Genomic DNA, 23,526 nt, shown 5'->3' with positions numbered 1-23,526 from the left:
GTGTGCACGGACACAGGCGGATTGGCACCCCCGACCTGGTATGCGCAGGTCAGGTGCCGGTTCTGCGGTGTCGCAGACCTCCTGTCGCCGGTGCCCCCACCTCGGCTACTGGTCTGGAGAACGTACGGGGACCGCGTGAAGGTTCCTGGCGCGGCCAAGTTCACCTTGACGGTGAACGTCCGGGGTCGCAATGGGTCCGACCGGCGGTAGACGCACGCCGCCGCCCCGCACGCGAGGGGTGCGGGGCGGCGGCGGTAGGAGGTACGGGTCCGCGCGGGTCAGGCCAGCCTGATCACGCCGTAGTCGAATCCCTTCCGGCGGTAGACGACACTCGGGCGCCCGGATTCGGCGTCGGCGAACAGGTAGAAGTCGTGGCCGACCAGCTCCATCTCGTAGAGGGCCTGGTCGACGGTCATCGGTTTGGCGGCGTGCTCCTTCTCGCGTACGACGCGTCCGGGCAACTTGTCTTCGAGGCCCTCTTCCCAACGCTGCGCGGGCACTTCCGCCATGCCCTCGTGGTCGGCCTCGGGTGCGTCGAGCACCGCGGTCTTCGCGCGGCGCGACGTCATGCTTTCGCCGGCGGACGGTTCACCCAGTCCGCTTGTCGCTTCGGCCACCGAGATCGGGGCACGCGCCCCGTGGTGGACGCGCCTGCGGTCATGTGACCGACGCAGGCGGTTCTCGAGCTTCGCGACCGCAGAATCGAGCGCGGCGTAGAAGTCACCCGCGCAGGCTTCGGAACGGACCACGGGTCCACGTCCCTTGCCGGTGATTTCGACCCGCTGGCAGTTCTTCGACTGACGGCGGTTCGGCTCGTGGAAAAGCTCCACGTCGAAGCGGATGACCTTGCGGTCGTAGCGCTCAAGCCGGGCCAGCTTTTCGGCGACGTGCACCCTGTAGTGATCGGGCACCTCGACATTGCGGCCCTTAACGACGATGTCCATACACGACCTCCCTCGCTTTGCTGCGAGCTATGGCTGGACTGCATTCAAAGCGCCGTGGCGATCTTGGATCGCGGATGTGTCGCAGAGGGTCGTCTCCCCCAGCTCTCACGGCGCCAGGATCATGGGCTGTTCGCCTCCTCCCCGCGGGCCGGAACGCTGATAGCGGTGCACGTTAGCTTGGGATTCACCGTCGCGTAAGCCCCCTTGCCGGGGGAACGACGAGATTTTTCGACGACTACGCAGCGCAACGACAGCGTGTTGCCAAACGTTTCCCGAGCGTGCCGCGAGCCAAACCCGCCACCTTCCCACTCACCCGCAAGGCCCAGCCGCGCACCGGCACTCGACGGCAGGCTTGCTGCGTCGAACGGCTCCGGTCGCGGCCTCATACCCAGCCAACGGGCGACCCCCGCGTCATGTTCCCGAAACCGGGAGGAGATCGATTCCGATCCGCGGAGCGGGTTGCGGACTCACTTCTTCCGCCCGTCCCAATCGGTGCAGATGCCCGATCACGACCCAGTCACGCCGGGCTGAACGGCGGATTTCGCCCAATGACGGACAAGGCGGTTGATCACGCCGCGCGCCGAACGCGAGCGCATTTCAAGTAATAACCGCTGGTCAGCCCGACATGTGAATAATCGTTAACCACTCGGAGGTGTCACGAAGGCCGCCGCGGGCCACCCAAGGGGGCCGCGGTTGAGCGCGCGTGGCCGGGCGTCGGCGGCGGACGTGCGGACCGCTCAGTTCCGGAACATCGGCTCGACAGACGCTCGGACAAACGGGGCGAAACGAGCTACCGGATCTTGGGACGTCGTCACAGAACTCGCTCCGAGCTGCGGATTCAGGTGGTGCGCGGAGGCGGTGGAGATCGACAACGCAACCGGAACTTCACCCTAGTGGGCGGTGCCGAAAGGCCCGTCGCGGCCGGCGTCCCGGCCCCTTCCCCGGCCGACCGCGATTTTCTGTCGGACCCCGCCGCCATCCTGGTTCCCATGACCGCTCTCGACCTGCTCCTGCCTCCCGTCTGCTCCGGCTGCGGCCTCTCCGGCACCGCCTGCTGCGCCACGTGCCTCGACGGCTTCGGCCCGCCCACGCGCCTCCAGGTGCCCGGTGTGGCGCCGCCCGTGTGGACGCTCGCGACCTACAACGGTGCGGCACGGGAACTCGTGCTGGCCTTCAAGGAACGGAGCGCACGGGCGCTCTCAGCCTGGTTCGGCGCGATGGTCGCGGTGGCCCTGGTCGCGGTCGGGCCTCCGCCTTGGACGATCGTGCCGGCGCCCTCCCGGCGCAGTGCCGCGCGGGACCGCGGTGGTGACCACATGGTGCGGATCGCCCGGGAGGTGGACGTCGCCGCCGTCGCGCCGGTGCTGCGGCTCGGGCCCGGGGTGGCCGACTCCGTGGGGCTGAGCGCCGGCGCCCGGCGGCGGAACCTGGCCGGGCGGGTGGAGGTCGTGGGGCGGCCACCGCCGGGGACGGTCGTGCTGCTGGACGACGTGATCACGACCGGCGCGACGGCCGCGGCCTGCGTGCGCGCTTTGCGGGCAGCCGGGGTGCGGACGAACGCCGTGCTCGCGCTGACCTCGGCACGGCCGCACCGGCCCGGCGACTAGGCAGGCGTCGCGCCGTTCGCGGCGATGGCTGACTGGCGCGAGGCCGCGTTGCGGCTCGGGGCTGTGGCTCAGGGCTGAGGCTTCGGGCTGTGGCTCGACACGGCGGCATGGCACAGTGGCGGCCGCACCCGTGCCGCACGGCGCCGAGGAGACGGGCAGCCCCGTCCTCGCGGCCACCCGGCTCGCGCCCGCGCACCACGCCTCCCGGCGCGGCACGGCACCCTGGACTCAGCCCGGGTAGAACACCAGCGAGCCCGGCGGCACCCGGATCCCGCTCGACTTCCACACGTCGGTGATGTCCGACGCCGACCACAGCCCGGAGGGGTCGACCACCTGCACCTGACGCGCGGGCGCCGAAGCCACCGAACCCACCGGCACGGTGAGGTTCGACTGGCTGTAGCGGTCCATCCGGTAGCCGTCGGTGTAGACCTTCGTGACCGGCCAGGAGGGCAGCGAGGAGGAAACCGCCAGCACGTCCTGGGAGAGCCAGTCGATCGACTGCACCGCTGAGCCCAGAGTCGAGGGCTGCAGCTGCCGGGGTGCGCGCAGGGAGACGTCCTGGTTGTCGCGCACCACGGAGGCGACGTAGAGCTTGCCGGCGATCACCAGGGCCGCTCGGGTGCCGTCGCGGGACAGGCGCAGTTCGCTGATCGAGCCGAACGGCTCGATGTCGGTGATGTTGACGCCCTTGGCGGTCCAGCTGCCGTTGTCGGACCGGGTCAGGCGGGCCACGGACTTGCCGTCCACGGCCGTCCAGACCTCGATGCCGGGTTCTTTCGGGCCGGTGGAGAGCAGCCACGTCGGTCTGGAGAGCGTGGTGGCGGGCAGGTCCACTTCGGACAGGTCCTGCTCCAGCTCCCCGACGCGCAGGCGAACCCCGCCGCCCGAGCGGGACACGACGGCGAGGCGTGAGCCGTCGAGCGACTGCGCTGCCGAGACCGCGCCGTACGTGCCGGCGCCGGCGGGGCCCTTGATCGGGTTGCCGTCGGTGAGCGAGCGGATCGACCCGTCCACCACGAGCATGCCCTGGAGGTTCGCGTTCAGCGCCAGCAACGACTCGCCCGCGGTCGCCGACACGTCGGACGGCCGGTAGTCGCGTTGGTCCGGCAGGATCTGCTGGCCCTCGACGAGCACCCGCACGCGCGAGGAGGTGATGCCGGAGAACGACTTCACCACCTGCGCGACGATCTGCTTGCGCTTCTCGGGGGTGAGGTCCTTGCCCACGTTGGTGAGGTTGACCTCGAGGGCGCCGTCGTCGGACTCCTTGGTGTCGGAGAACTTGTCGGCGTCCGAGCCGAGCGCGCTCACCAGCGTGTCGCGCACCGCGTCGCCGGGGCCCTTGACCAGCAGCTCGGTCACGCGCGTCGGGATGCTCGTCACGGGCGGGATCACGACGTAGCGCGGGTCGGGCACCAGGACGGTGAACTCGGGGTTGTAGAAGTAGAGCGTGATGCGGCGGTACGCGTTGTTGAACAGGCTCTGCGGCATGTAGACGCCCGGAGGCGGCTCGGAGATGCGCCACTGGTTGTCGGCGTTGCGCTCGACCTTCACGGCCTTCTGGAAGTCGCCGAGCTGCGGCACGAACGCGTTGTCGCTGCCGAGGCGGCCGACGTACTTGCCCTGCAGCAGAACGGTCTGCGCCTTCTCCTGCGGCGCCTGCGAGCTCGGCACGGTGGAGAAACCGGTCTCGATGATCGTGGGGTTCTTGGTGTCCCACTTCTTCGCGGCTTCCGGCGTCAGGAACGCGCGGGCGGCCGCGTAGTCGCCGTCCGGGTTGGAGGTCGCGTCGATGAAGTCGCGCACGAGCATGAACGGGTCGATGTTCTGGCGCGGTTCGGGTGCGTCCGGGGCGTCGGCGCCCTTGCTGTCCTTGGGGCCGATCGGTTTCGGCTGGGTGTTCGTCGGGATCGCGGCGCAGCCGGTCAGGGTGACGAGGACGAGCCACAGCAATGCGAACCGCTTCACCGCACTTCCTCCGAAACCTCGTCCGGCGACTTCTCCGCGCCGGTGCCGTCGACGGGCTCCGCGGGCTGCCAGGTGATCTCCTCCGGCCTCAGCTCGATCTCGCCCGGCTCCTCGGCCGCGGCGGGCTCCTCGGTCACCACGACGGATTCGTGCTGGATCGCGGGCGCGAGCGGCAGCGGGCTCTCGCGCAGTTCCTCGCCGTGCCTGCGCGGCAACGTCAGGCGGAACACGGCGCCGTGGCCGGGTTCGCCCCACGCCTCCAGCCAGCCGCCGTGCAGGCGGGCGTCCTCCAGCGAGATCGACAGGCCGAGGCCGGTGCCGCCGGTGCGGCGGTTGCGCGACGGGTCCGCGCGCCAGAAGCGGCTGAAGACCAGTTCCGCCTCGCCCTGCCGCAGACCGACGCCGTGGTCCCGCACGGTGATCGCGACGGCGTCGGCGTTGCCTCGCATGGTGAGTTCGACGGGCTGGCCCTCGCCGTGGTCGATGGCGTTCGCCAGCAGGTTGCGCAGGATCCGTTCCACGCGGCGGGAATCGAGCTCCGCGGTGAGCTCGTCGTCCGGCAGGTCGAGCACGACCGGCGAGTTGGCGCTCGTGGAGATCGCGCGCACCGAGTCGTGCGCGCGGCGGGCCAGCACTCGGATGTCGACCTGCTCGGCGGTCAGCTCCTCGACGCCGGCGTCGAGGCGGGAGATCTCCAGCAGGTCACCGAGGAGCGACTCGAACCGGTCGAGCTCGTCGACCAGCAGCTCGGTGGAGCGGGCGAGGCCGGCGGGGAACTGCTCGCGGGAGGCGTGCAGGACGTCCGCGGCCATGCGCACCGTCGTCAACGGTGTGCGCAGCTCGTGCGAGACGTCGGAGGTGAAGCGGCGTTGCAGCTGGCCGAACTCCTCCAGCTGCTTGAACTGGGCCTGGATCGACTCGGCCATCTCGTTGAACGACTCGGCCAGGCGCGCCACGTCGTCCTCGCCGACGACGTGCATGCGCTCGTGCAGCGTGCCGTCCGCGAACCGCTCCGCGACCTCGGCCGCCTGCCGCACCGGCCGGACGACCTGGCGCGTCACCAGGTTCGCGATCAGCGCGAGCAGGACCAGCAGCACTATGCCGCCGACCGCGAGCGTCGACTGCACGACCTCGGCGGTGCGCTGCTCGGCGGTCAGGGGGAAGATCAGGTACATCTGCATGGAGCGCGCGGACGTGCTGATCGGCAGGCCCACGACGAACAACGTCGTCGCCGCGCCGTCGCGCTGCACCGTGTGGATCTGGGTGCCCTCGGTGCCGTTCTCGACCATCTCGCGCAGGCCGCGCGGCACGTCCTCGAGCTTGCCGACGGACGGCACGCGCCCGGCACCGGCCGAACCCAGTCCGTCCGCCAGCACCGGTTCGAACGCGCCGGCGCCCGCCGTCGTGGCGTCGGTTCCGTTGCCACCGACGGCGAGCTTGTTGATCGCGCTGGTGAACCGCGTCTGCACGCTGTCCGGGCCGGGGTTCAGGCCGACGAGGTCGGACTGGATCAGCGCCCGCGACGCCATCGCCTGCCGCACCGCGGCCTCGTCCTTGGTGTTCAGCAGCTGGTTGGTGATCTGCATCTGCAGCACCATGCCCAGCACGAACACCACGGCGGACGAGAGCGCGAGCGTGGACACGACGACGCGCAGCTGCAGCGACCGACGCCAAAGGTCACCGAACGCGGCCCACCGCTTGCGCGCCTCCTCAGCGAGGAGCTGCGCCTTCGCGACGACCGGACGAACGAACTTCATACGCCACCTGTCACGGAGGGCCGGCCTTGTAGCCGACACCGCGGACAGTCAACACCACCTCGGGGTGCTCCGGGTCCCGCTCGACCTTGGACCGCAGCCGCTGCACGTGGACGTTCACCAGACGGGTGTCGGCGGCGTGGCGGTAACCCCACACCTGCTCGAGCAGCACCTCGCGGGTGAAGACCTGCCGCGGCTTGCGGGCGAGCGCGACGAGGAGGTCGAACTCCAGCGGCGTGAGCTGGATCGGACGGCCCTCGCGCAGCACCTCGTGGCCGGGGACGTCGATCGTGAGGTCGCCGATCTGCAGGACCTCGGACGGCTCCGCCTCGGTGCGGCGCAGGCGCGCCCGGATGCGGGCGACCAGCTCCTTCGGCTTGAACGGTTTGACGACGTAGTCGTCCGCGCCGGACTCGAGGCCCAGCACCACGTCGACCGTGTCGCTCTTCGCGGTGAGCATCACGATCGGCACGCCCGACTCGGACCTGATCGCCTTGCAGACGTCGATGCCGTTCATGCCGGGCAGCATCAGGTCGAGCAGCACGAGGTCGGGCTTGAGCTCGCGCAGCGCGGGCAGGGCACGGGCACCGTCGGCGACCACCGCGGTGTCGAAGCCCTCCCCGCGCAACACGATCGTCAGCATCTCCGCCAGGGCGGGGTCGTCATCGACGACGAGCACGCGTGCCTTCATGCTCAACATCGTCGCACTCCCGGCCGCGCGTTCGCGCACCACCCAGGCTCCGTTGCCGCTGGTGGCGATGCGCGCCCGTTCGGTAACCGGCCGGAACTGCCGCTCCACGTACCCCACCTCACCCCGTTTGACCTGTTCGTCGCGGGAGTAACCGCGCGAGGGTCACCTTTCGTTACCGGGTGCTCTCAGGTCGTGCGAACAGCGGAGGCCAGCCAGATCCGCGCATCACCCACCTTCCGCGGGTCGGTGATCGCCGGAACAGCTCGTTCGTGCTGCGCGGCGAGGTCGACCTGGTGCGTGAGCTCGGCGTCCCACCCGTGGGCGTCGAGCCACCCGACCGGATCCTCCACGTCGGACTGCCAGCGCGCGTCCATCGCGCCGAACCGCTGGTGCACCGCCCTCATCTGCGGCAGCTCCCGGAAGGCGCGGTTGACGTGTTCGAGCGCGAGCGTGCTGTCCCGGGCGGAGAGCGCGCTCACCCAGTACAGCAACCGCTCGCCCGCGTCCGGCGGCAGGAACATGAACAGGCCCTCCAGCAACCACGCCGTGGGCCTGTTCGGGTCGAAGCCCGCGCGGATCAGGGCCGTCGGCCAGTCGTCGCGCAGGTCGCAGGAAACGACGACGCGCTCGCACGCGGGCCGGGCTCCCAGGTCGTGCAGGGCGTCCTCCTTGAACTCGACGAGCTCGGGCAGGTCGAGCTCGAAGAGTCTTGTGCCCGGTGGCCACTGCAACCGGAACGCCCGTGTGTCGAGGCCCGCGGCCATGACCACGACCTGGGGCCGGGACGCGCCGAGGAGCACGTCGTCGAAGTACCGGGTGCGCAGGACGAAGTGGTCGCCCGCGAGGGTGCGCACGCCGTTGAGGTCGTTCGCGGAGCCGGCGGCCTGCACCAGGCCGGCGGCGAGGGGGTCGTCGAAGAGTGGGTGGAGCCGGCTCTGCTCTTGTGCGCGGGCGGCAGCGATCAGCACCGCCGTACGGGCGACACCGACCGGAGGGCGCTGCAGGACACGCTTCAAATTGTGATCTCCTATGCACTCACAGTTACGTACCGGACACTCGATCGTGTCAACCGGTACGCACGTGAGCGACCACTCAAGGAGTGAAGAGTGATTCCAGGAGCGAAGAAAAGTTCACGTTTGACCGCCCGTCCACCACTTGCCACGGCGCGAGCCAGCCGATCTTCGCCAATCCGTCGTAAACGACCCCGCACCGGGCCTGCAGCCCGCCATCGGATTCGTAAATGTCACGGGCGCGCGACTCGTCGTGCTGCTCCCGCTTCGCCGCCCGCTCGGCCGCGACCTCGACGGGCACGCGCAGCAGCAGGTGGAGGTCCGGAACAGGCAGCCCGAAGCGCTCGATCTCGAGCTCGTGCACCCACCGCACGAACTCGCCGTTCTCGTCCTGGTGCAGACGCGCGGCGCTGTAGGCGGCACTGGACGCCACGTACCGGTCGAGCAGGACGACGTCGTGCTTCTCGAGGTCCTCGCGGATCTCCTCGGCCGCGCCGCGCCGGTCGAGCGCGTAGAGGACGGCCATGCCGTAGACCGAGTCGCTGAGGTCTCCGAGCCTGCCGTAGAGGCCGTCGCGGACCAGGTCGGCGTGGACGCTGCGGCCGTAGCGCGGGAACGCGTGGGTGGCCACGGTCCTGCCCTGAGCACCGAGCGCCTCGGTCAAGCCGTTGGCGAGGGTGCGCTTGCCGGCGCCGTCGAGGCCTTCGATCACTACGAGCTTTCCCACGCCCGAACCCTAACGGGACCGGTTCCGGCCACTCACACGGCCGCAGCACGTCCCCCACACGGACGAAATCCGATCTTTCGATCACCAGAACGAGTGACTACGGTGAACAGTCACACGGCGCGTTGGAAGGGTAGGTGCCGCGGTGACCGCGGATTCCGGGCACGCCGAGTCGGTCAACGAGCCGATCGGTAACCCGACCGGGGGTCTGCCGACCCCGCTCGCCGAGACGCTGCGTTACGGGCCGTTCCACCGCGCTTTGCGCGAGGCGATCGCCCACCGCGGCCTCTCGCTCGCCCGGCTGCGCGCTCACCTCGAACAACTCGGTGTCCAGGTGGGTCAGTCGACGCTCTCGTACTGGCAACGCGGCCTGCGCCACCCCGAGGTGCCGCGCGCGATAAGCACCGTGCGCGCGCTGGAGACGGTTCTGCGCCTGCCGCCATCGTCCTTGTTGGACCTCATCGGTCCGCGAACCGGGAACACCTACGCGCCGCGCCCGGTGGCGACGTGGCCCGAGCCCGCGCCGCTGCTGGCAGCGTTCGACTCCGTACCGGAAGCCGCGCGAGGCAACGCGGACCTCGAAGTGCTGTCCGTCCACGACACCGTCCAGATAGGCATGCACCGCGAACAACGCTCCATCACCACACGGCTCGTCGTGCGCGCGTTGCGGCAGGGACCCGATCGGTACCTGGCGACGCACAACGGCGACGAAGGGGCGCCGATCGAGAACGCGATGGTGCGAGCCGGTGAAGGCTGCCGCCAGGGCCGTCTGCGCAGGGAGGGCGTTTCCCGCAACCTGGCGGTCGAGATGCTGTTCGACCGGCGGCTCGCGGCCGGTGAGGAGCACGTTTTCAGCTTCACGATCGTCGACGACACCGGCAGCGCCACGCCGGGCCACCACCGGACGTTCCGCGACTCGTGCGGCTCGTACCTCGTGCAGCTGTCGTTCCACCGGCGCGCGATGCCCGCGCGCTGCATGAAGCAGTTCCTGGCCTCGGCCGACGCGACTCCGGTCGACGTCGAGGAGCTGGTGTGCGGGCTCGGCGGCGTCGTCAGCGCGTACTTCGCCGACGTCGGGCCGGGCATCGCGGGCATCGCCGTCGAGTGGAGCTAGCGGCCGGGGTGTCCCCGGAAAACACCACGAGCGACGTGGTCCGCGCGGTTCGCGGACACACGTCCCCCGGAAGGGAGTGGCGAGGAAAGCGGGAGCGCTAATCGCTGGAGTGGTTAGGAGGAAGCACTCCCATGGCCTCGCTGGTGCTCACGCTAGCAGTGACGCGCCTTCCGGTTCCAGCAGTTTCGCGAGCTGGTCCACCGTGACGACGTGACGCCCTTCCGGCCTCGACAACGCGATGTGCAGCGCCGGCGCGTCCACAGTGGTCTTGCGGCGGATCAGGCCGGCGAGTCGCGCGACCGTGAAGTACTTGCGCCGCAACACACCTGAGGTGATGAGCCGGACCATGTCGCGGTTCGCCTCCAGCTGGTTCGACCACGGCGTTCCGCGCAGGTACAGGTGCAGCCACGTGCCGGTCCAGCCGGTCTCCGTCCGCTCGAAGATCACGGGCACGGCGATGTTGCCGTAGCCGTTCAACGGCATGCGGGCCTGCACGGTGCTCGGCTCGTACGGCTTTCCCAACTCGTCGAGGTCGCGGCCCATGAAGCCGAACATCGACTCCGCGACCTTGGTGAACGGCTCACCCGAGAAGAGGTTCACCTGCGGCACGACGTACTTCGTCCGCACGGCGTGGCGCGGCACGTCGATGAACTCGGTCGCGCCCTCGGCCGCGCTGGTGAGGTCGCCGGAGTAGTACGCGCCGTCGTCGCTGAGGTTCGTCCACGACACCTGGCCGACGTGCTCCAGCTTCTCGTCGAGCAGCACGGCCGACAGGTCGTAGTCGGTGGGCAACTCCGCCTGGCGCCAGTACGTGAAGAACCGCAGCAGCTCGCCGTCGAGCGGCACCCTGGAGCCGCGCGGCTGCACGCCGAAGCCCTCCTCGGAAGCATTGCCGGACAACGGGACCACGACGTCGAGCGCCGCGGGTTCCACGGTCAGCCCGGACACCGCGGGCAGCCGCCGGACCAGTTCGTCCTCCAGCACCGAGGTGGCGGCCTCGACGGTGTCCGCGTCGAGCGGCGGCCGGGTGTCCTCGGCGATCCACGCGCGGCGCGACCGGTTCGCGAACACCCTTGCCACGTCCGGCTTTCCGCGGTTCTCCAGGTGTTCCAGCACCGAGCAGAGCACCCGGCCGGACACCTCGGGAACGACTTCGCGCACCGCGGCGACGATCACCGGGACGTCGTCCGCGGTGCCGTTGCGCAGCAACCGGTCCAGCTGCCGGAACAGCATGCCCGGAGCCGCGGTCAGGATCTCCGCCGCCTTGCGGACGTCGCCTGCCTGGAACGCCATTTCCGCGCGTCCGGCGAACGAGCTGGTGGCCTTCTCCCCGCGCGCGACGGCGAACACGTCCTGCGCGTGCGGCCACTGGCCGTACTCGTGCGGGTGCAGCCGTTCGCCGAGCCGCTTCCAGGCTTCGCGCCGCTGCGGCACGTCGCCGAGCTTGCCCGCGTTGCCCGCGACGACCTCGTCGAGGGCGGCCAGCAGGACGCGGCGCTCGGAACGCCGGAACGACCGGAACCGCGTCGCCTCCAGCAACGTGACGTCGCCGCCCGACGCCTGGCAGGCCAGCCGCAGCACGTCGGTGACGGTGTCGACCCCGACCGGGGCCAGCCCGCCGTTCAGACGAGCGGCGTTGACGACCGCGCGGTTCTCCCGCAGCGGGATGGTCTCGGGCACCTCGCCGATCCGCTCGGCCAGCTCGACGAACAGCGCGAGGTCGGCTTCGCCGAGCACGGTCGGGCTCGCGGCGAGGTCCAGGTAGAGGCGGCGGGTCTCCTCCTCGAGGGTGCCGCCGAGGTGCAGCACCGTGAGGCGGTTCTTGATCGACGGCACCAGCTCGTCGTGCGCCGCGAGGAGCTCCTCGTAGGTGTGCTGGCGGCGCCCGTACTTGGGCATCGCCAGCAGGTTGAAGAAGCTGTTGACGCGCAGTTCCTCCGCCGGTACCTCACGAGCGAGCGCGTCCCGCAGGCAGTCCGTCCAGAACTCGGCCGTGTCCGGCACGTCGTACGGGAACGTCAGGAAGTACGGGTTGTGCTTGACGTCGTCGCCGACGAGCCCGCGCACGGCGTCCACGATGGACTTCGTGTACGCGGTGGGCTGCGCGAAACCGGCGACGTGCTCCAGCAGTTCCTTCGAGGCCTTGAACCCGACCTTGAGCAGCACGGCGTCCAATTGCCGTGCGGCGGCCCTGCCGTCACCGGCGGCCCCGGCCGAGGTGGGCACGCGCAGAGTTCTCCGGATGACCGTCGTGAGCACGAGGTAAGTCAACCTCGCACGTCAACCGAGTTCCGCGACCACCTCCTCGTACCGCGCGCGGTCGAACCGGCAGGGCTCGGACCCGCTGTCGACCCGCTCGCCGCGCAGCGCGATTCCACCCGTTTGGGCACGCTGTTGTTGTCTCTCCATCGCCTAACGTCGGATTCCATGAACGGCGATCCGTCCACTCCATACAGCCGTGACCTGGGCGACGAGTTGCGGCAGGTCCGAGAGCGCTTCACCACCTTTCGCGGGCGGAAGATCGCCCGGATGCTCGGGTGGGATCCCGCGAAGGTCTCGAACATCGAGCACGGCAAGGTGCGCGCCACGGAGATCGACATCATCCAGTACCTGGGGCGGTGTGGCCGCAGCCAGGCCTTCATCACCGACTTCCTGGACAGGTACCGGTCGGCCTTCAACCCCTACTTCGTGCAGGTGCCCGACAACCTGCGCACGATGTCGCTGGCCGAGTCGATGGCGGACGAGATCACCAGCTACGACCTGACCTCCATACCTGGCCTTGTGCAGTCGGAGGAGTACGCGTTCGGACTGTTCCGGGCGCGCGGCCTCGCGAGCCCGGAGGTTATCGAGAGGAACGTTCGCTTCCGCATGGAGCGGCAGGCGATCCTCCGACGCCACAACCGGCCGGAGTGCACCTTCTTCATCCACGAGTACGCGCTGCGGCTGAAGGTCGGCAGTGACGAGGTCATGGAGGACCAGCTCATGCGGCTGCTCTTCCACACGCACGTCATCCGGATCGTGCCCGCGACGAGTGGTGCCGCGGGTGTCTACTCGGCCAACTACGTGCTGTGGAAGTACGACAAGCGCAACAGCGTGGCCTACACCGAGTCGGATCTTGCACAGGTGTTCGTGCAGGACCTGGCTGGGATCAAGCACTGCAAGTCGATCTTCACGCACCTGGATGCACTCGCGCTGGATGAGGAACAATCGCGGTCGATGGTGGCGGATCTAGCCAGCCGATCGCGGGAGGACCTCAGTGGCCGGAAACTGCACCTGGCGTAAGAGCAGCTACAGCGGTGGCACCGACGGGAGCAACTGCGTCGAGGTCGCGTTCTCCCAGGCCGTCCGCGTCCGCGACTCCAAGAACACCGCAGGCCCCGAGCTGACCTTCAGCGCCGGGGCCTGGCAGGAGTTCATCCGAGCCCGGTAGGCAGCGGCAGGTCGAGCGCCGCCAGGAACCGCCGGGTCTTGACCTCGACGAACACCTCGCCGTCGTCGATCTCGTCGACGTCCTCGGACTCGTCCCACTCGAAGGCGTCCGGGTCCTCGTCCTCGGCCAGGTACTGCAGCAGCTCGGCCTGCTTGGCCGGCACGTCACCGCCGGGGTTCCGCTCTTCCCACCACGCGGCCAGCCCCGCGGCCTCGCGCAGGGTGTCGGTCGGGTCGGAGGCGCTGGGGTTCTCGAAGTAGGTGCGCGGCGTCAGGCCCAGGTAGGCGACGCCCGAGCCGGGGCCGGCGGGGGCGTAGACGACCGAGGTGATGTCGCTGTCGTGGATGTCGATCCACAGGAACGGCTCGGCGAGCGGCGGCAGCTCGCCCTCGGACAGCGTCTTCCACGAGCCGTGCTCGTAGGCATAGGTGCCGAAGAATCCCACGCCGTCCATGAAACAGGGGCCTCCCGCGACCAGCGCGGGAGGCCCCTTCGAAAGGCAGATCAGTAGCGGTAGTGCTCCGGCTTGAACGGGCCCTCGACGTCGACGTCGATGTACTCGGCCTGCTCCTTGGTGAGCTTGGTCAGCTCGCCGCCGAGCGCCTCCAGGTGGATGCGCGCGACCTTCTCGTCGAGCACCTTCGGGAGGCGGTAGACCTCGTTGTCGTACTCCTTGTGCTTGGTGAACAGCTCGATCTGGGCGATCACCTGGTTGGAGAAGGAGTTCGACATCACGAACGACGGGTGGCCCGTGGCGTTGCCCAGGTTCATCAGGCGGCCCTCGGACAGCACGATGATCGTGCGGCCCGACGGGAAGACCCACTCGTCGACCTGCGGCTTGATGTTGTTCTTGCGGATGCCGGGGTAGCGGGCGAGGCCCGCCATGTCGAGCTCGTTGTCGAAGTGGCCGACGTTGCCCAGGATCGCCTGGTGCTTCATCTGGGCCATGTGCTCGACGGTGACGACGTTCTTGTTGCCCGTCGTCGTGATGATGATGTCGGCGGTCGGGAGGACCGTCTCGAGGCGCGCGACCTGGTAGCCGTCCATCGCGGCCTGCAGGGCGCAGATCGGGTCGATCTCGGTGACGATGACGCGGGCGCCCTGGGAGCGCAGCGACTCCGCGGAGCCCTTGCCGACGTCGCCGTAGCCGCAGACGACCGCGACCTTGCCGCCGATCAGGACGTCGGTGCCGCGGTTCAGGCCGTCGACCAGCGAGTGGCGGATGCCGTAGCGGTTGTCGAACTTCGACTTGGTGACGGCGTCGTTGACGTTGATCGCCGGGAAGAGCAGCTCACCGGCGGCGGCCAGCTGGTACAGGCGCATGACGCCCGTCGTGGTCTCCTCGGTGACGCCGCGGATGTCCTCGGCGATGTTCGTCCACTTCTTGCCGTCCTTCTCCAGCGACGCGCGCAGCGTGTCGAGGACGATGGCCCACTCCTCCGAGTCGTCCTCGGAGGCCGCCGGGACGACACCGGCCGCCTCGTACTGGACGCCCTTGTGGACGAGCAGGGTGGCGTCGCCACCGTCGTCCAGGATCATGTTCGGGCCCTTGCCGTCCGGCCAGGTGAGCATCTGCTCGGCCGTCCACCAGTACTCGGGGAGGGTCTCGCCCTTCCACGCGAAGCAGGAGATGCCCTTGGGCTCCTCCTCGGTGCCGTGGGGGCCGACGACGACGGCTGCGGCCGCGTGGTCCTGGGTCGAGAAGATGTTGCAGGACGCCCAGCGCACCTCGGCGCCCAGGTCAACCAGGGTCTCGATGAGAACGGCCGTCTGGATCGTCATGTGCAGCGAGCCGGAGATGCGCGCGCCCTTGAGGGGGTACACCCCGGAGTACTCGCGGCGGAACGCCATCAAGCCGGGCATCTCGTGCTCGGCCAGACGGATCTCCTTGCGACCGAACTCGTGGAGCGACAGGTCGGCCACTGCGAAGTCGATGCCGTTGCGGGTCTGCAACCGGTCCGCGGTCATTGCGAAGTCCTCCAAGGCACTTCAGAGAGGGTGTCGTCCGACCATACCGCCCGCTGATGCACCACTATGTCCCCCACGTTGGGTGAGGGAGGTCTCGGGTGTTGATTGCCGGCCCGGACACACGTGTCGTCGAACTGCGCGTCCACGGCGTCCAGGGAACGACGCCGCAGACGTTGGTCGACGCCGTCGCGGCCGTGGACGTTGCCGGAGACGGACTCGGGCGCATCGTGCGTCCCGCCGACAGGCTCCGCAGGCCCGCGCCGGGTCCAGTGTTGCAGACCGAGGGCCGTTCCACCCCCCGCGTGGTCGAGGGGTACCTGTGGGGCGGGATGACGTCCGGAGGTGTGGCCAAGGCCACGTGGGCGCTGCTCTTCCCCTTCAGCATCGCGAACGTCGCGCACTGGATGCTCCCGCCAGTCCCGGAGCGCAGCCTGCCCTCCCACCTGCTCGGGATCGGCCTGCGGTCGTTGCTGCGGGTGTTCGCGCTGCTGCTGACCGCGTTGCTGGTCGCGCAGATCTCCGTGGTCAGCCTCGACCTGCTCGCGGCGCAGTGCCTGCGTCCCGGAACCGCGTGCCTGAGCAGCATTCCCGGTGACGTGCGTTCGTTCCCGTGGTTCCGGGCCTTCCTCGGGCTGCTGCCGATCGTCGTGGTGGTCGCGGTGATGCGGCGCGTCTCGCACGTCGAGTGGCGGATCGAGCGCCGGGAGATCGCCGACGCCGAGCAGCGGGAGAAGCAGCCGTTGTCCGGGCTGCCCGGCGCGCACGTCGCCACGGACCCGGACACGCCGGCGCTGCGGTCCCTGCACGTCGTGACGGCTCTCGCGGTGGCGTCGCTGATTGCGCTGGGCGGGCCGTTGAAGCAGCTCACGGCCTCGGGCGGCATGGGTGTCGCGGTCACGGCGGCATGGGTCGCGTCGCTGGTGCTGATCGGCCTGTCCGTGCTCGGCGTGCTGCTGCTGGACGACCCCACGGGCGGTGCGCCTCATCGCGGCGGACGGTGGCTGCGGGCGGCGTTGAGCCGCAAACCGCGCCGCGTGCTCCTGGTGATCTCGGCGCTGCTCGTGCTGACGACGCTCGGCCTGCAGGAACAGCTGCCGCTGAGGGTGCCCGGCGCGGACGTGGCGGTGCAGGTCGTGGCATTGCTGATGGCGTTCGTGCTGGTGCTGTTCGGCCTGCTGCTGGTGCCCGCCGCGCTGCTGGCCCGCGGGACGTGGAGGAAGCTCCCCCGCGAACTGCGGCCGTGGGCGGGCGGCTGGTTCGCCGCACCGGTGCTGGCGATCGCCGGACTGCTCGGCGGCGGGTTCGGTGCCGGGGTCGCGCTGCCGGTGCGCAAGGCGCTGGGATCAGGGCTCCAGCTGCCGGAGGGCTACCGGTACATCACCCTGCTGTGGGGTGTGGCCGGTGTGCTCGCGCTGCTGAGCGTCCTCGCGGTGGTGTCGTTCACCAGCGCCGTGCGGTGGCGGGCGTTCCGCAAGGGCAAGGTGTGGGCGCGTGAGGCCTCGTTGCTGCACTCCGGCCGGATGCGCGACCTCCGCGCGGCGACGCGGGCGTGGTGGTGGGCGCGCTGGGAGCGCAACCACGGCCACCACATGATCATGGTCGTGGCGTCCGTGCTGGCTCTTGGCGCCGTGCTGGCTTCACTGCAGCGGCTGCGGAACGTGCCGCTGGCGTCGTGGACGGACCCGTTCTCGGCCTTCGGCGTGTTCGTGCTGGGCATGCTGGCCGTGTCGTTGCTGCGGGCGGTGTACCTCGCGGCGCGGCAGCCGGAGTCCGGGCGGCGGCTCGGGATCATCGCGGACATCGCGCAGTTCTGGCCGCGCGAGGCGCACCCGATCGTGCCGCCCTGCTACGCGCTCAAGGTGGTGCCGGAGCTCGTCTCGCGCGTGCAGGACCACCTGCGCGACCCCGGCACCCGCGTGGTCCTGTGCGGGCATTCGCAGGGGTCGTTGCTGGTCGCCGTGGCCGCGGCCCGGTTGCTGGAGGAACTGCCGGCGCACGAGCGCGAACGGATCGGGCTCGTGACGGCCGGGTCTCAGCTGCAGTGGGCCTACCCGAGGGCGTTCCCGGCCGTCGTGCCGCACGCGTCCCTGGCCCGCCTGGCCGGTGGCCTGGACGGCCGGTGGCGGGCGCTGTGCCGCGGCACGGACCCGTTGGGCGGCGCGGTGATGACGTGGCGGCGGCAGGTGTTCGACGGGATGCTGCTCGGCGTCGGCTACCGCGAGGACGGCTCGGAGGGCGCGCTGGCACCGGCGTTGCGCGGGCCGACGGGGGCGCTGGTGCTGGGTGGCGACCACTGGCTGCCGGACCCGCAGCGCGGTCCGTTCCCCGGCAGGCGGTGGCGGTCGGGGGTGTCCGGGCACGCGGACTACACCTCGGACCCCGAGTGGGACCGGGCGGTGGCGGTCGCGGCGGGGCTGCTGCGGGTGGACGCGCCGGAGTCGCCTGCGCTGCCGTTCGCGCGCAAGCCGGAAACGCGGTCGCGCGATCCGCTGGGCGGCTCCTAGTCTGCGGACCATGCTGACCGGTGATCTCGTCCGACTGCGGCCCGTCGAGCCGGAGGACGCCGATGCGTTCAACCGCTGGCACAACGACGAAGAAGTGATGCGCTGGCTGCAGAGCTACTTCCACTCGTCGCTCGCCTCGACGCGCAAGCGGTTCGCGGACCGCCAGGAGAACTCCTACGAAAAGGTCACCTTCTGCATCGAGACGCTGGAGGAGCGCAAGCTCATCGGTGTCGTCGTGCTGCGGGACGCGGACCCGATCAACGCGCGGGCCGAGGTCGACATCTACATCGGCGAGAAGGACCACTGGGGCGGCGGCTACGGCACGGACGCCCTGCGCACGATGTGCCGCTACGGCTTCGACACCCTGCGGCTGCACTCGATCGAGCTCGGCGTCGTCGAGGCGAACGAGCGGGCGATCAAGTCGTACCGGAAGGTCGGCTTCCAGGTCGACGGCCGGTTCCGGCAGTCGTTCTTCCGCGACGGCGAGTGGCACGACGCGCTGCTGATGTGCGTCTTGAAGGACGAGCTCACCTGAGAGCGGGCTCCAGGTGGCCGATCGCCTCGCGGAGCAGGTCCTCGAGCGAGACGGCCGGCACCACCACGAGTCCCGACGGGCGCACGTCCACCCACCGCCGCACGGCGATCCGGGCCGCCGCGGACACCGCGGCGGCGAGCACCGAGGCGCCCAGCTCGTCCTTGCCCAGGCGTTCGGCGATGACCGAGGCGATCGGCGGTTCCACCGAGGACACCGAGTCGAGGTAGGCCTCGCGCAGCGCGGGCGTCGAGGTGACCAGCGCCAGCGCCTCCGACGGCGGTTCGCGGTACTGCGCGGCGAACGCGGCGGTGATCGACTCGACGAGCGGTTCGCCCGAGGGCCGTGCGCGCAGCTCCTCGGCCACCTGAAGAGCGCGCGAGGCCGTGATGCCGGCGACGATCGCGTGCTCGCGGCTCGGGAAGTAGTTGTTGTAGGTGCGCGGTGAGACGTTCGCGGCCTCGGCGATCTCGTCGACCCGGACGTTGTCGGCGCCCTTGTCCAGGGCGAGGCGCAGTGCGGCGGCGGCCAGGGCGGCCCGGGTCTCGGTCTTCTTGCGTTCACGCAGTCCCACGGCGATCACTGTAGAGACCTGTTGCGACACGATCACTACCGATTGACTTTCGATAGATGATTACCGATACTCGATGCATGATTGCTGAGCGTTGGGCGGTGACCGCCCTGCGGGTCTTCCTGGTGGTCCTGTTCGGGATCCTGGTCGTGTTCGAGACGATGTCGCTGCCGGGGCAGTTCGCGCACATGGCGCAGGAGAACCCGGACGACGCCCACCTGAGGTGGCCCGCGACGATCATCACGGTGTTCTGGGTCGTGTGCGTGCAGGTCGTGGTCGTGGCCACGTGGAAGCTGCTCACGCTCGTGCGCAAGGATCTGATCTTCACCGAGGGCGCGCTGAAGTGGGTCGACGTGATGGTGTGGGCGATCGCGGCCGGGTGGGTCGTGCTCGTCGGCGTGTTCCTGTGGGTCGGCTTCAACGCGGACGACCCCGGACTGCCGCTGCTGTTGTTCCTGTTGACGACGGGGGTCACCGTGGTGGGCCTGGTGATGGTCGTGATGCGGGCGCTGCTGCGGCGGGCGACCGACCTGCGCTCCGACATGGAAGCGGTGATCTGATGGCCATCGTCGTGCGCATCGACGTCGAACTGGCCAAGCGCAAGATGAGCGTCGGCGAGTTCGCGGAGAAGGTGGGGCTGACGCCGGCCAACGTCGCGGTGCTGAAGAACGGCCGCGCGAAGGCCGTCCGGTTCAGCACCCTGGAAGCCATGTGCCGCGTGCTGGAGTGCCAGCCCGGTGATCTCCTGGAGTTCGTGGACGACGAAGAGGCGTCCTAACCCAGCCGCTGCGCCAGTCGGTCGGCGGCCTCGAGCCGCCCCGACTCGGCGAGCAGCCCGACCGGTGCCAGCACGTAGTCGCGGTCCACGGTGATCTCCGCGGTCCGCAGCACCGGCCGCAGCACCGGGTCCGCCCGCAGCGCCTCGACGACCGGCGAGAGGTCCGGCGTGTGCCGGAAGACCCCGCCCGACAGCACCAGCAGCCCCGCGCCGTGCGGCCCGAGCTGACCGTCGACCTGCCTGAGGTGCCGGCGCACGGCCAGGATCGCCGCGAACGACGCCAGTCGCACGTCCACGGCGGGGTCGTCCGCGAGCCAGTCGACGTTCTCGGCGCGGAACCGCGCCTCGGCGGTGAGGTCCTCGGTCGTCAGCCGTTCGGCGAGAGCCTCCCGCACCACGCCCGGCGCCGACCAGCGCATGCCCAGGTCGCCCTCCACCGTGCGACGGTCCGGTGGCAGCGCGACCGTCCTCTCCAGACCTTCACTGTCCACAGTAGACACCGCCGAGTAGACGTCCGTCGTCGCGCCGCCGACGTCCACCACCAGCACCGCGCCCTCGCGGTCCTGCGCCGCCAGCCGGGAGACCCCGGCCAGCACGGCGTCCGGCGTCACGGCCCGCACCAGCCGCCGGAACCGCGGCCCGCGCGACAGCCCCTTGCCGCCGATCACGTGCTGGAGGAACGCCTCGCGGATCGCCCTGCGAGCCGGTTCCGGGGCGAGCCGGCCGACGTCCGGCAGCACGTTCGGGCAGGCGACCACGGTCCGCTTCCCCAGCAGTGCCAACGCTTCCGGCTGCGCCTCGACGTTGCCCGCCAGCACGATCGGCACCGCGACACGGGCGAGCTTCGCGGCGTTGTGCAGCAGCACCGACTGGTCGCCGCCGTCCGTGCCGCCGACCAGCAGGACCAGATCCGGCGCCGGCGTGCGGAGCGCTCGAACGTCGACCGGACCCGCGCTGACGTGCACGACCTTGGCGCCCGCGCTGAGGGCGACCCGGTAGCCCGCCTCGGCGCTCACGACCCGTTCCTGACCGACGACCGCGAGCCGCAGCCCGCCACCGGCCGACGAGCAGGCGAGGACCTCGCCGTCACCGACCTCCGCGCGCAGCACGTCGATGCCGCGCAGGACCTCGGGAGGCGTGGTCGGGTGCTGGCCGGTCCTGACCAGTTCGCCCTCCGGGGTCACCAGAGCGGCCTTGGTCCAGGTGGAACCGACGTCGAGACACAGGATCACAGGGCAAGCTAACCACCATGAAGCTCACGCCCAAGGTGATCCTCGAAGGCACGCGCCTGACCGGCAAGACGGACCTGGCCTACGCGCTCAACGAGCACCCGCGCCTCGTCGGCCACCGCAGGTACCGCTACCACTCGCCGCTGATCTCGGCGGAGTGGAGCGGGTTCACCAACGAGCCGTGGGGCCGCGGGCTGATCGACTTCGCCCCGGACGAGACAGCGCAGGCTATCGAGACCTACGAGACGTGGGTGCGGATGTTCGAGCTGCAGCGCTACTACTCGTGGATCGTCGACCGCTTCCACCTGTCCACGCTCGCCTACCAGGCACGGCAGGGGCGGACGTTCGACTTCGGCTGGCTGGAGGAACGGCTGAAGCCGCTGAACTTCGCGATCGTGCTGTGCACACGCCCCGAGGACACCTTCGAGGAGGCACGGGAGGAAAGGCTGAAGATCAGCGCGAACCCGAAGCAGTACGTGTCGCTGGAGCCGTTCATCGCCGAACAGCAGCAGCTCCGGGCGCTCGCGGCGAAGTCGGTCCTGCCGGTGTTCGAGTTCGACGTGACCCGGCACGGCCCCGACGACGTGGCGGGGTGGCTCGGCGAACGGGGACTGCTGGCACTCCCCTAATCGTCCGCCTTCTCGTGCACGACCTGCATGAACGCGCCGAGCTGCGCGAGCTGCTCCGGCGTGAAGAGGTCGATCAGGTACTCGCGGACCGTGGTGACGTGACCGGGCGCGGCGGTCCGCAGCAGTTCCTTGCCCGCGTCGGTCAGCACGGCGACGATGCCGCGCTCGTCGGACTCGTGCGGTTCGCGCCGCACGAGTCCCGACTTCTCCAGCTTGCCGATCTGGTAGGTCAACGAGCTCTTCGACACCACGACCCTGCGCGCCAGCTCGGTCATCCGCATGCGGTTCCCCGGCTGCTCGGACAGCACGATCAGCACGTTGTACTGCGCGTGCGAGAGGCCCGCGTCGCGCTGCAGCTGCTGTTCGATCTGTCTTTCGAGGAGGTGGTACGCCTGGACGAAGTGGTGCCAGGCGTTCGCCTCCTCCTCGGAGAGCCACGGCGGATTTTCCATGGTGCGCAGGGTAGTTGGTGACGAGCTAGTGGCCCGGCTCTTCGCCGCGCTCCACGACCGGTTCGGGCTCGACCCTGCTCTCGCCCGTCTTGCCCAGCACCGAGTTGCGCCGGCTGTAGGCGAAGTAGACGACGACGCCGAGGCCCATCCAGATGAGGAACCGGACCCACGTGAGCGCGGTCAGGTTCAGCATCAGCCACAGGCAGGCGAGGATCGCGAGGACCGGCACCAGCGGCACCAGCGGCACGCGGAAGCCGCGCGACAGGTCGGGCCGGGTCTTGCGCAGCACCAGCACACCCCCGGACACGAGGATGAACGCGAACAGCGTGCCGACGTTCACCATCTCTTCGAGCTTGCCCGCCGGGAAGAAGCCCGCGGCGACCGCGACCAGCACACCGATGATGATCGTGATGCGCGTCGGGGTGCCGTGGCTGCCGGTCTTCGCGAGACCGCGCGGCAGCAGGCCGTCCCGGGACATCGCGAACAGCACGCGGCTCTGGCCGAGCATCAGCACCATGACGACCGTGGTGAGACCGGCGAGCGCGCCGACCGAGATCACCGTCGCCGCCCAGTCGACCCCGTTGTCCGCGAACGCGCTGGCGAGCGTCGCGCGCGTGCCGTCCGGCTGCGTCGCGAGCTTCGTGTACGGGACCATGCCGGTGATGACCAGCGTGACGGCCACGTACAGCACCGTGACGATCGCGAGCGAACCGAGGATGCCCCTCGGCACCGCCTTCTGCGGGTTCTTGGTCTCCTCCGCCGTGGTGGCCACGACGTCGAAGCCGATGAACGCGAAGAACACGATCGACGCCGCCGCCAGCATGCCGAGCACGCCGTAGGTGCTGCCCGAGTAACCGGTGATCAGCGAGAACAGCGACTGCTCGATGCCGGTGTGCGCGGCGGGACCGCTCTCCGCGGCCGGCGGGATGAACGGCGAGTAGTTCTCCGCCTTGATGTAGCTGATGCCGAGCACGATCACGAGCAGCACCACCGCGACCTTGATGGCCGTGATGACCGCGCTGACCCGCGAGCTCAGCTTCGTGCCCACGACGAGCAACGCCGTGAGCACCGCGACCAGGAGCACGGCGCCCCAGTCGAACTTGATGCCGTCGCCCACCTCGGTCTTCACGTCGAGCCCCATGAGCCCCAGCGTCGTCTGCAGGTAGGCCGACCAGCCCTTCGCGACCGCGGCCGACCCGACCGCGAACTCCAGCACCAGGTCCCACCCGATGATCCACGCGGCGAACTCGCCGAACGTGGCGTAGGAGAACGTGTACGCGCTACCCGCGACGGGCACCGTCGAGGCGAACTCGGCGTAGCACAACGCGGCCAGCGCACACGCTATCGCCGCCAGCACGAACGACAGCGAGACCGACGGCCCCGCGATGTTGCCCGCCGTGCTCGCCGTCAGCGTGAAGATGCCGGCTCCGATCACGACCGCGACGCCGAAGACCGTGAGGTCCCACGCCGTCAGTTCCTTGCGGAGCTTGGTGCCCGGCTCGTCCGTGTCCGCGATCGACTGCTCGATCGACTTCGTGCGCCACAACCCGTTCCCCGGCACGGTGCATACCTCCTCGATGGATCCCCGATCGGCCCACCCTAGAGGTATCCACCAGCTGAGATG

22 protein-coding genes are annotated in these 23,526 nt (G+C 69.9%); 9 read left to right on the top strand and 13 right to left on the bottom strand.

The features are described from left to right. Positions 1-278: 278 nt before the first annotated feature. The gene (gene hpf / locus BLQ91_RS02830) at positions 279-944 is read right to left on the bottom strand and encodes a ribosome hibernation-promoting factor, HPF/YfiA family (RefSeq protein WP_090094959.1); all 666 of its coding nucleotides are present in this window, start codon (positions 942-944) and stop codon (positions 279-281) included. 989 nt (positions 945-1,933) lie between these two features. Between hpf and BLQ91_RS02825 the strand changes: the two genes are divergently transcribed. Then, positions 1,934-2,551: a ComF family protein gene (locus BLQ91_RS02825; protein WP_090095943.1), complete on the top strand. Its 618-nt coding sequence runs from the start codon at positions 1,934-1,936 to the stop codon at positions 2,549-2,551. Positions 2,552-2,779: 228 nt separating this feature from the next. Here the strand turns inward: BLQ91_RS02825 and BLQ91_RS02820 are convergent, their stop codons facing one another. The 5 genes from BLQ91_RS02820 to BLQ91_RS02800 form a co-directional block, all read right to left on the bottom strand. Beyond that, on the bottom strand, positions 2,780-4,516 hold the full coding sequence (locus BLQ91_RS02820; protein WP_090094958.1) for an LpqB family beta-propeller domain-containing protein: 1,737 nt from the start codon (positions 4,514-4,516) through the stop codon (positions 2,780-2,782). Next, on the bottom strand, positions 4,513-6,273 hold the full coding sequence (gene mtrB / locus BLQ91_RS02815; RefSeq protein ID WP_090094957.1) for an MtrAB system histidine kinase MtrB: 1,761 nt from the start codon (positions 6,271-6,273) through the stop codon (positions 4,513-4,515). Before mtrB ends, BLQ91_RS02820 begins: the two co-directional genes overlap by 4 nt. Before the next feature lie 10 nt (positions 6,274-6,283). After that, positions 6,284-6,961, bottom strand: coding sequence for an MtrAB system response regulator MtrA (mtrA, locus tag BLQ91_RS02810; RefSeq protein ID WP_030471262.1), 678 nt, complete (start codon positions 6,959-6,961; stop codon positions 6,284-6,286). Between the two features lie 185 nt (positions 6,962-7,146). Continuing rightward, complete coding sequence (locus BLQ91_RS02805; RefSeq protein ID WP_218130140.1) at positions 7,147-7,977, bottom strand: SAM-dependent methyltransferase; 831 nt, start codon at positions 7,975-7,977, stop codon at positions 7,147-7,149. Between the two features lie 76 nt (positions 7,978-8,053). Next, a complete protein-coding gene (locus BLQ91_RS02800; protein ID WP_090094956.1) occupies positions 8,054-8,698 on the bottom strand; it encodes a dTMP kinase in 645 nt (214 codons plus the stop codon). Between the two features lie 142 nt (positions 8,699-8,840). Between BLQ91_RS02800 and BLQ91_RS02795 the strand changes: the two genes are divergently transcribed. After that, complete coding sequence (locus tag BLQ91_RS02795; protein ID WP_090094955.1) at positions 8,841-9,809, top strand: hypothetical protein; 969 nt, start codon at positions 8,841-8,843, stop codon at positions 9,807-9,809. A 147-nt stretch (positions 9,810-9,956) separates the two neighbouring features. Here BLQ91_RS02795 and BLQ91_RS02790 read toward each other — a convergent pair whose 3' ends face one another. Continuing rightward, complete coding sequence (locus BLQ91_RS02790) at positions 9,957-12,080, bottom strand: TerD family protein (protein WP_090094954.1); 2,124 nt, start codon at positions 12,078-12,080, stop codon at positions 9,957-9,959. A gap of 156 nt (positions 12,081-12,236) precedes the next feature. Here BLQ91_RS02790 and BLQ91_RS02785 point away from each other — a divergent pair, with 156 nt between their 5' ends. Then, positions 12,237-13,091 (top strand): helix-turn-helix domain-containing protein, encoded by an 855-nt coding sequence (locus BLQ91_RS02785; protein ID WP_090094953.1) that lies wholly within the window; start codon positions 12,237-12,239, stop codon positions 13,089-13,091. After that, entirely contained in the window at positions 13,066-13,239 is a 174-nt protein-coding gene (locus BLQ91_RS02780) for a DUF397 domain-containing protein (RefSeq protein ID WP_090094952.1), read from the top strand. The genes BLQ91_RS02785 and BLQ91_RS02780 overlap by 26 nt, the downstream gene beginning before the upstream one ends. On the opposite strand, the gene BLQ91_RS02775 is transcribed toward BLQ91_RS02780, so the two are convergent. Together BLQ91_RS02775 and ahcY are read right to left on the bottom strand one after the other, a co-directional pair. Next, on the bottom strand, positions 13,223-13,693 hold the full coding sequence (locus tag BLQ91_RS02775) for a hypothetical protein (protein ID WP_143022495.1): 471 nt from the start codon (positions 13,691-13,693) through the stop codon (positions 13,223-13,225). The genes BLQ91_RS02780 and BLQ91_RS02775 overlap by 17 nt on opposite strands. A gap of 50 nt (positions 13,694-13,743) precedes the next feature. Next, positions 13,744-15,207 carry an adenosylhomocysteinase gene (ahcY, locus tag BLQ91_RS02770; RefSeq protein ID WP_090094950.1) on the bottom strand — a complete coding sequence of 488 codons (1,464 nt, stop codon included), beginning with the start codon at positions 15,205-15,207 and terminating at the stop codon, positions 13,744-13,746. A gap of 98 nt (positions 15,208-15,305) precedes the next feature. Between ahcY and BLQ91_RS02765 the strand changes: the two genes are divergently transcribed. Together BLQ91_RS02765 and BLQ91_RS02760 are read left to right on the top strand one after the other, a co-directional pair. Continuing rightward, complete coding sequence (locus BLQ91_RS02765) at positions 15,306-17,711, top strand: hypothetical protein (RefSeq protein WP_090094949.1); 2,406 nt, start codon at positions 15,306-15,308, stop codon at positions 17,709-17,711. A gap of 10 nt (positions 17,712-17,721) precedes the next feature. Next, positions 17,722-18,246 carry a GNAT family N-acetyltransferase gene (locus tag BLQ91_RS02760; RefSeq protein ID WP_090094948.1) on the top strand — a complete coding sequence of 175 codons (525 nt, stop codon included), beginning with the start codon at positions 17,722-17,724 and terminating at the stop codon, positions 18,244-18,246. Here the strand turns inward: BLQ91_RS02760 and BLQ91_RS02755 are convergent. Then, positions 18,239-18,817: a TetR/AcrR family transcriptional regulator gene (locus BLQ91_RS02755; RefSeq protein ID WP_245733034.1), complete on the bottom strand. Its 579-nt coding sequence runs from the start codon at positions 18,815-18,817 to the stop codon at positions 18,239-18,241. The two genes, BLQ91_RS02760 and BLQ91_RS02755, sit on opposite strands and share 8 nt — an antisense overlap. Positions 18,818-18,894: 77 nt before the next feature. Between BLQ91_RS02755 and BLQ91_RS02750 the strand changes: the two genes are divergently transcribed. Both BLQ91_RS02750 and BLQ91_RS02745 read left to right on the top strand, forming a co-directional pair. Continuing rightward, a complete protein-coding gene (locus BLQ91_RS02750) occupies positions 18,895-19,374 on the top strand; it encodes a DUF2975 domain-containing protein (RefSeq protein ID WP_090094946.1) in 480 nt (159 codons plus the stop codon). Continuing rightward, positions 19,374-19,592, top strand: a complete 219-nt coding sequence (locus BLQ91_RS02745; protein ID WP_090094945.1) for a helix-turn-helix domain-containing protein — start codon at positions 19,374-19,376, stop codon at positions 19,590-19,592. The genes BLQ91_RS02750 and BLQ91_RS02745 overlap by 1 nt, the downstream gene beginning before the upstream one ends. Here the strand turns inward: BLQ91_RS02745 and BLQ91_RS02740 are convergent. Continuing rightward, positions 19,589-20,824: a glutamate mutase L gene (locus BLQ91_RS02740; protein ID WP_090094944.1), complete on the bottom strand. Its 1,236-nt coding sequence runs from the start codon at positions 20,822-20,824 to the stop codon at positions 19,589-19,591. The two genes, BLQ91_RS02745 and BLQ91_RS02740, sit on opposite strands and share 4 nt — an antisense overlap. Before the next feature lie 17 nt (positions 20,825-20,841). Here BLQ91_RS02740 and BLQ91_RS02735 point away from each other — a divergent pair, with 17 nt between their 5' ends. Then, complete coding sequence (locus tag BLQ91_RS02735) at positions 20,842-21,450, top strand: hypothetical protein (RefSeq protein WP_090094943.1); 609 nt, start codon at positions 20,842-20,844, stop codon at positions 21,448-21,450. Here BLQ91_RS02735 and BLQ91_RS02730 read toward each other — a convergent pair. Both BLQ91_RS02730 and BLQ91_RS02725 read right to left on the bottom strand, forming a co-directional pair. Beyond that, complete coding sequence (locus BLQ91_RS02730) at positions 21,447-21,902, bottom strand: MarR family winged helix-turn-helix transcriptional regulator (RefSeq protein ID WP_090094942.1); 456 nt, start codon at positions 21,900-21,902, stop codon at positions 21,447-21,449. The genes BLQ91_RS02735 and BLQ91_RS02730 overlap by 4 nt on opposite strands. A gap of 25 nt (positions 21,903-21,927) precedes the next feature. Then, positions 21,928-23,463 carry an amino acid permease gene (locus BLQ91_RS02725; protein WP_090094941.1) on the bottom strand — a complete coding sequence of 512 codons (1,536 nt, stop codon included), beginning with the start codon at positions 23,461-23,463 and terminating at the stop codon, positions 21,928-21,930. Positions 23,464-23,526: the final 63 nt, after the last annotated feature.

This window comes from Lentzea jiangxiensis (assembly GCF_900104175.1).
Taxonomy (GTDB): domain Bacteria; phylum Actinomycetota; class Actinomycetes; order Mycobacteriales; family Pseudonocardiaceae; genus Lentzea; species Lentzea jiangxiensis.
The sequence above is the reverse complement of the archived record's forward strand: the minus strand, read 5'-3'. Positions and strand labels throughout refer to the sequence as shown.

Bases quoted from the DNA above. Each gene is read 5' to 3' on its own strand.
- hpf (WP_090094959.1), bottom strand. From the start codon at position 944: ATGGACATCGTCGTTAAGGGCCGCAATGTCGAGGTGCCCGATCACTAC.
- mtrB (WP_090094957.1), bottom strand. From the start codon at position 6,273: ATGAAGTTCGTTCGTCCGGTCGTCGCGAAGGCGCAGCTCCTCGCTGAG.
- BLQ91_RS02745 (WP_090094945.1), top strand. From the start codon at position 19,374: ATGGCCATCGTCGTGCGCATCGACGTCGAACTGGCCAAGCGCAAGATG.
- BLQ91_RS02775 (WP_143022495.1), bottom strand. From the start codon at position 13,693: ATGGACGGCGTGGGATTCTTCGGCACCTATGCCTACGAGCACGGCTCG.
- mtrA (WP_030471262.1), bottom strand. From the start codon at position 6,961: ATGAAGGCACGCGTGCTCGTCGTCGATGACGACCCCGCCCTGGCGGAG.
- BLQ91_RS02735 (WP_090094943.1), top strand. From the start codon at position 20,842: ATGAAGCTCACGCCCAAGGTGATCCTCGAAGGCACGCGCCTGACCGGC.
- BLQ91_RS02825 (WP_090095943.1), top strand. From the start codon at position 1,934: ATGACCGCTCTCGACCTGCTCCTGCCTCCCGTCTGCTCCGGCTGCGGC.
- BLQ91_RS02730 (WP_090094942.1), bottom strand. From the start codon at position 21,902: ATGGAAAATCCGCCGTGGCTCTCCGAGGAGGAGGCGAACGCCTGGCAC.
- ahcY (WP_090094950.1), bottom strand. From the start codon at position 15,207: ATGACCGCGGACCGGTTGCAGACCCGCAACGGCATCGACTTCGCAGTG.
- BLQ91_RS02750 (WP_090094946.1), top strand. From the start codon at position 18,895: ATGATTGCTGAGCGTTGGGCGGTGACCGCCCTGCGGGTCTTCCTGGTG.
- BLQ91_RS02760 (WP_090094948.1), top strand. From the start codon at position 17,722: ATGCTGACCGGTGATCTCGTCCGACTGCGGCCCGTCGAGCCGGAGGAC.
- BLQ91_RS02785 (WP_090094953.1), top strand. From the start codon at position 12,237: ATGAACGGCGATCCGTCCACTCCATACAGCCGTGACCTGGGCGACGAG.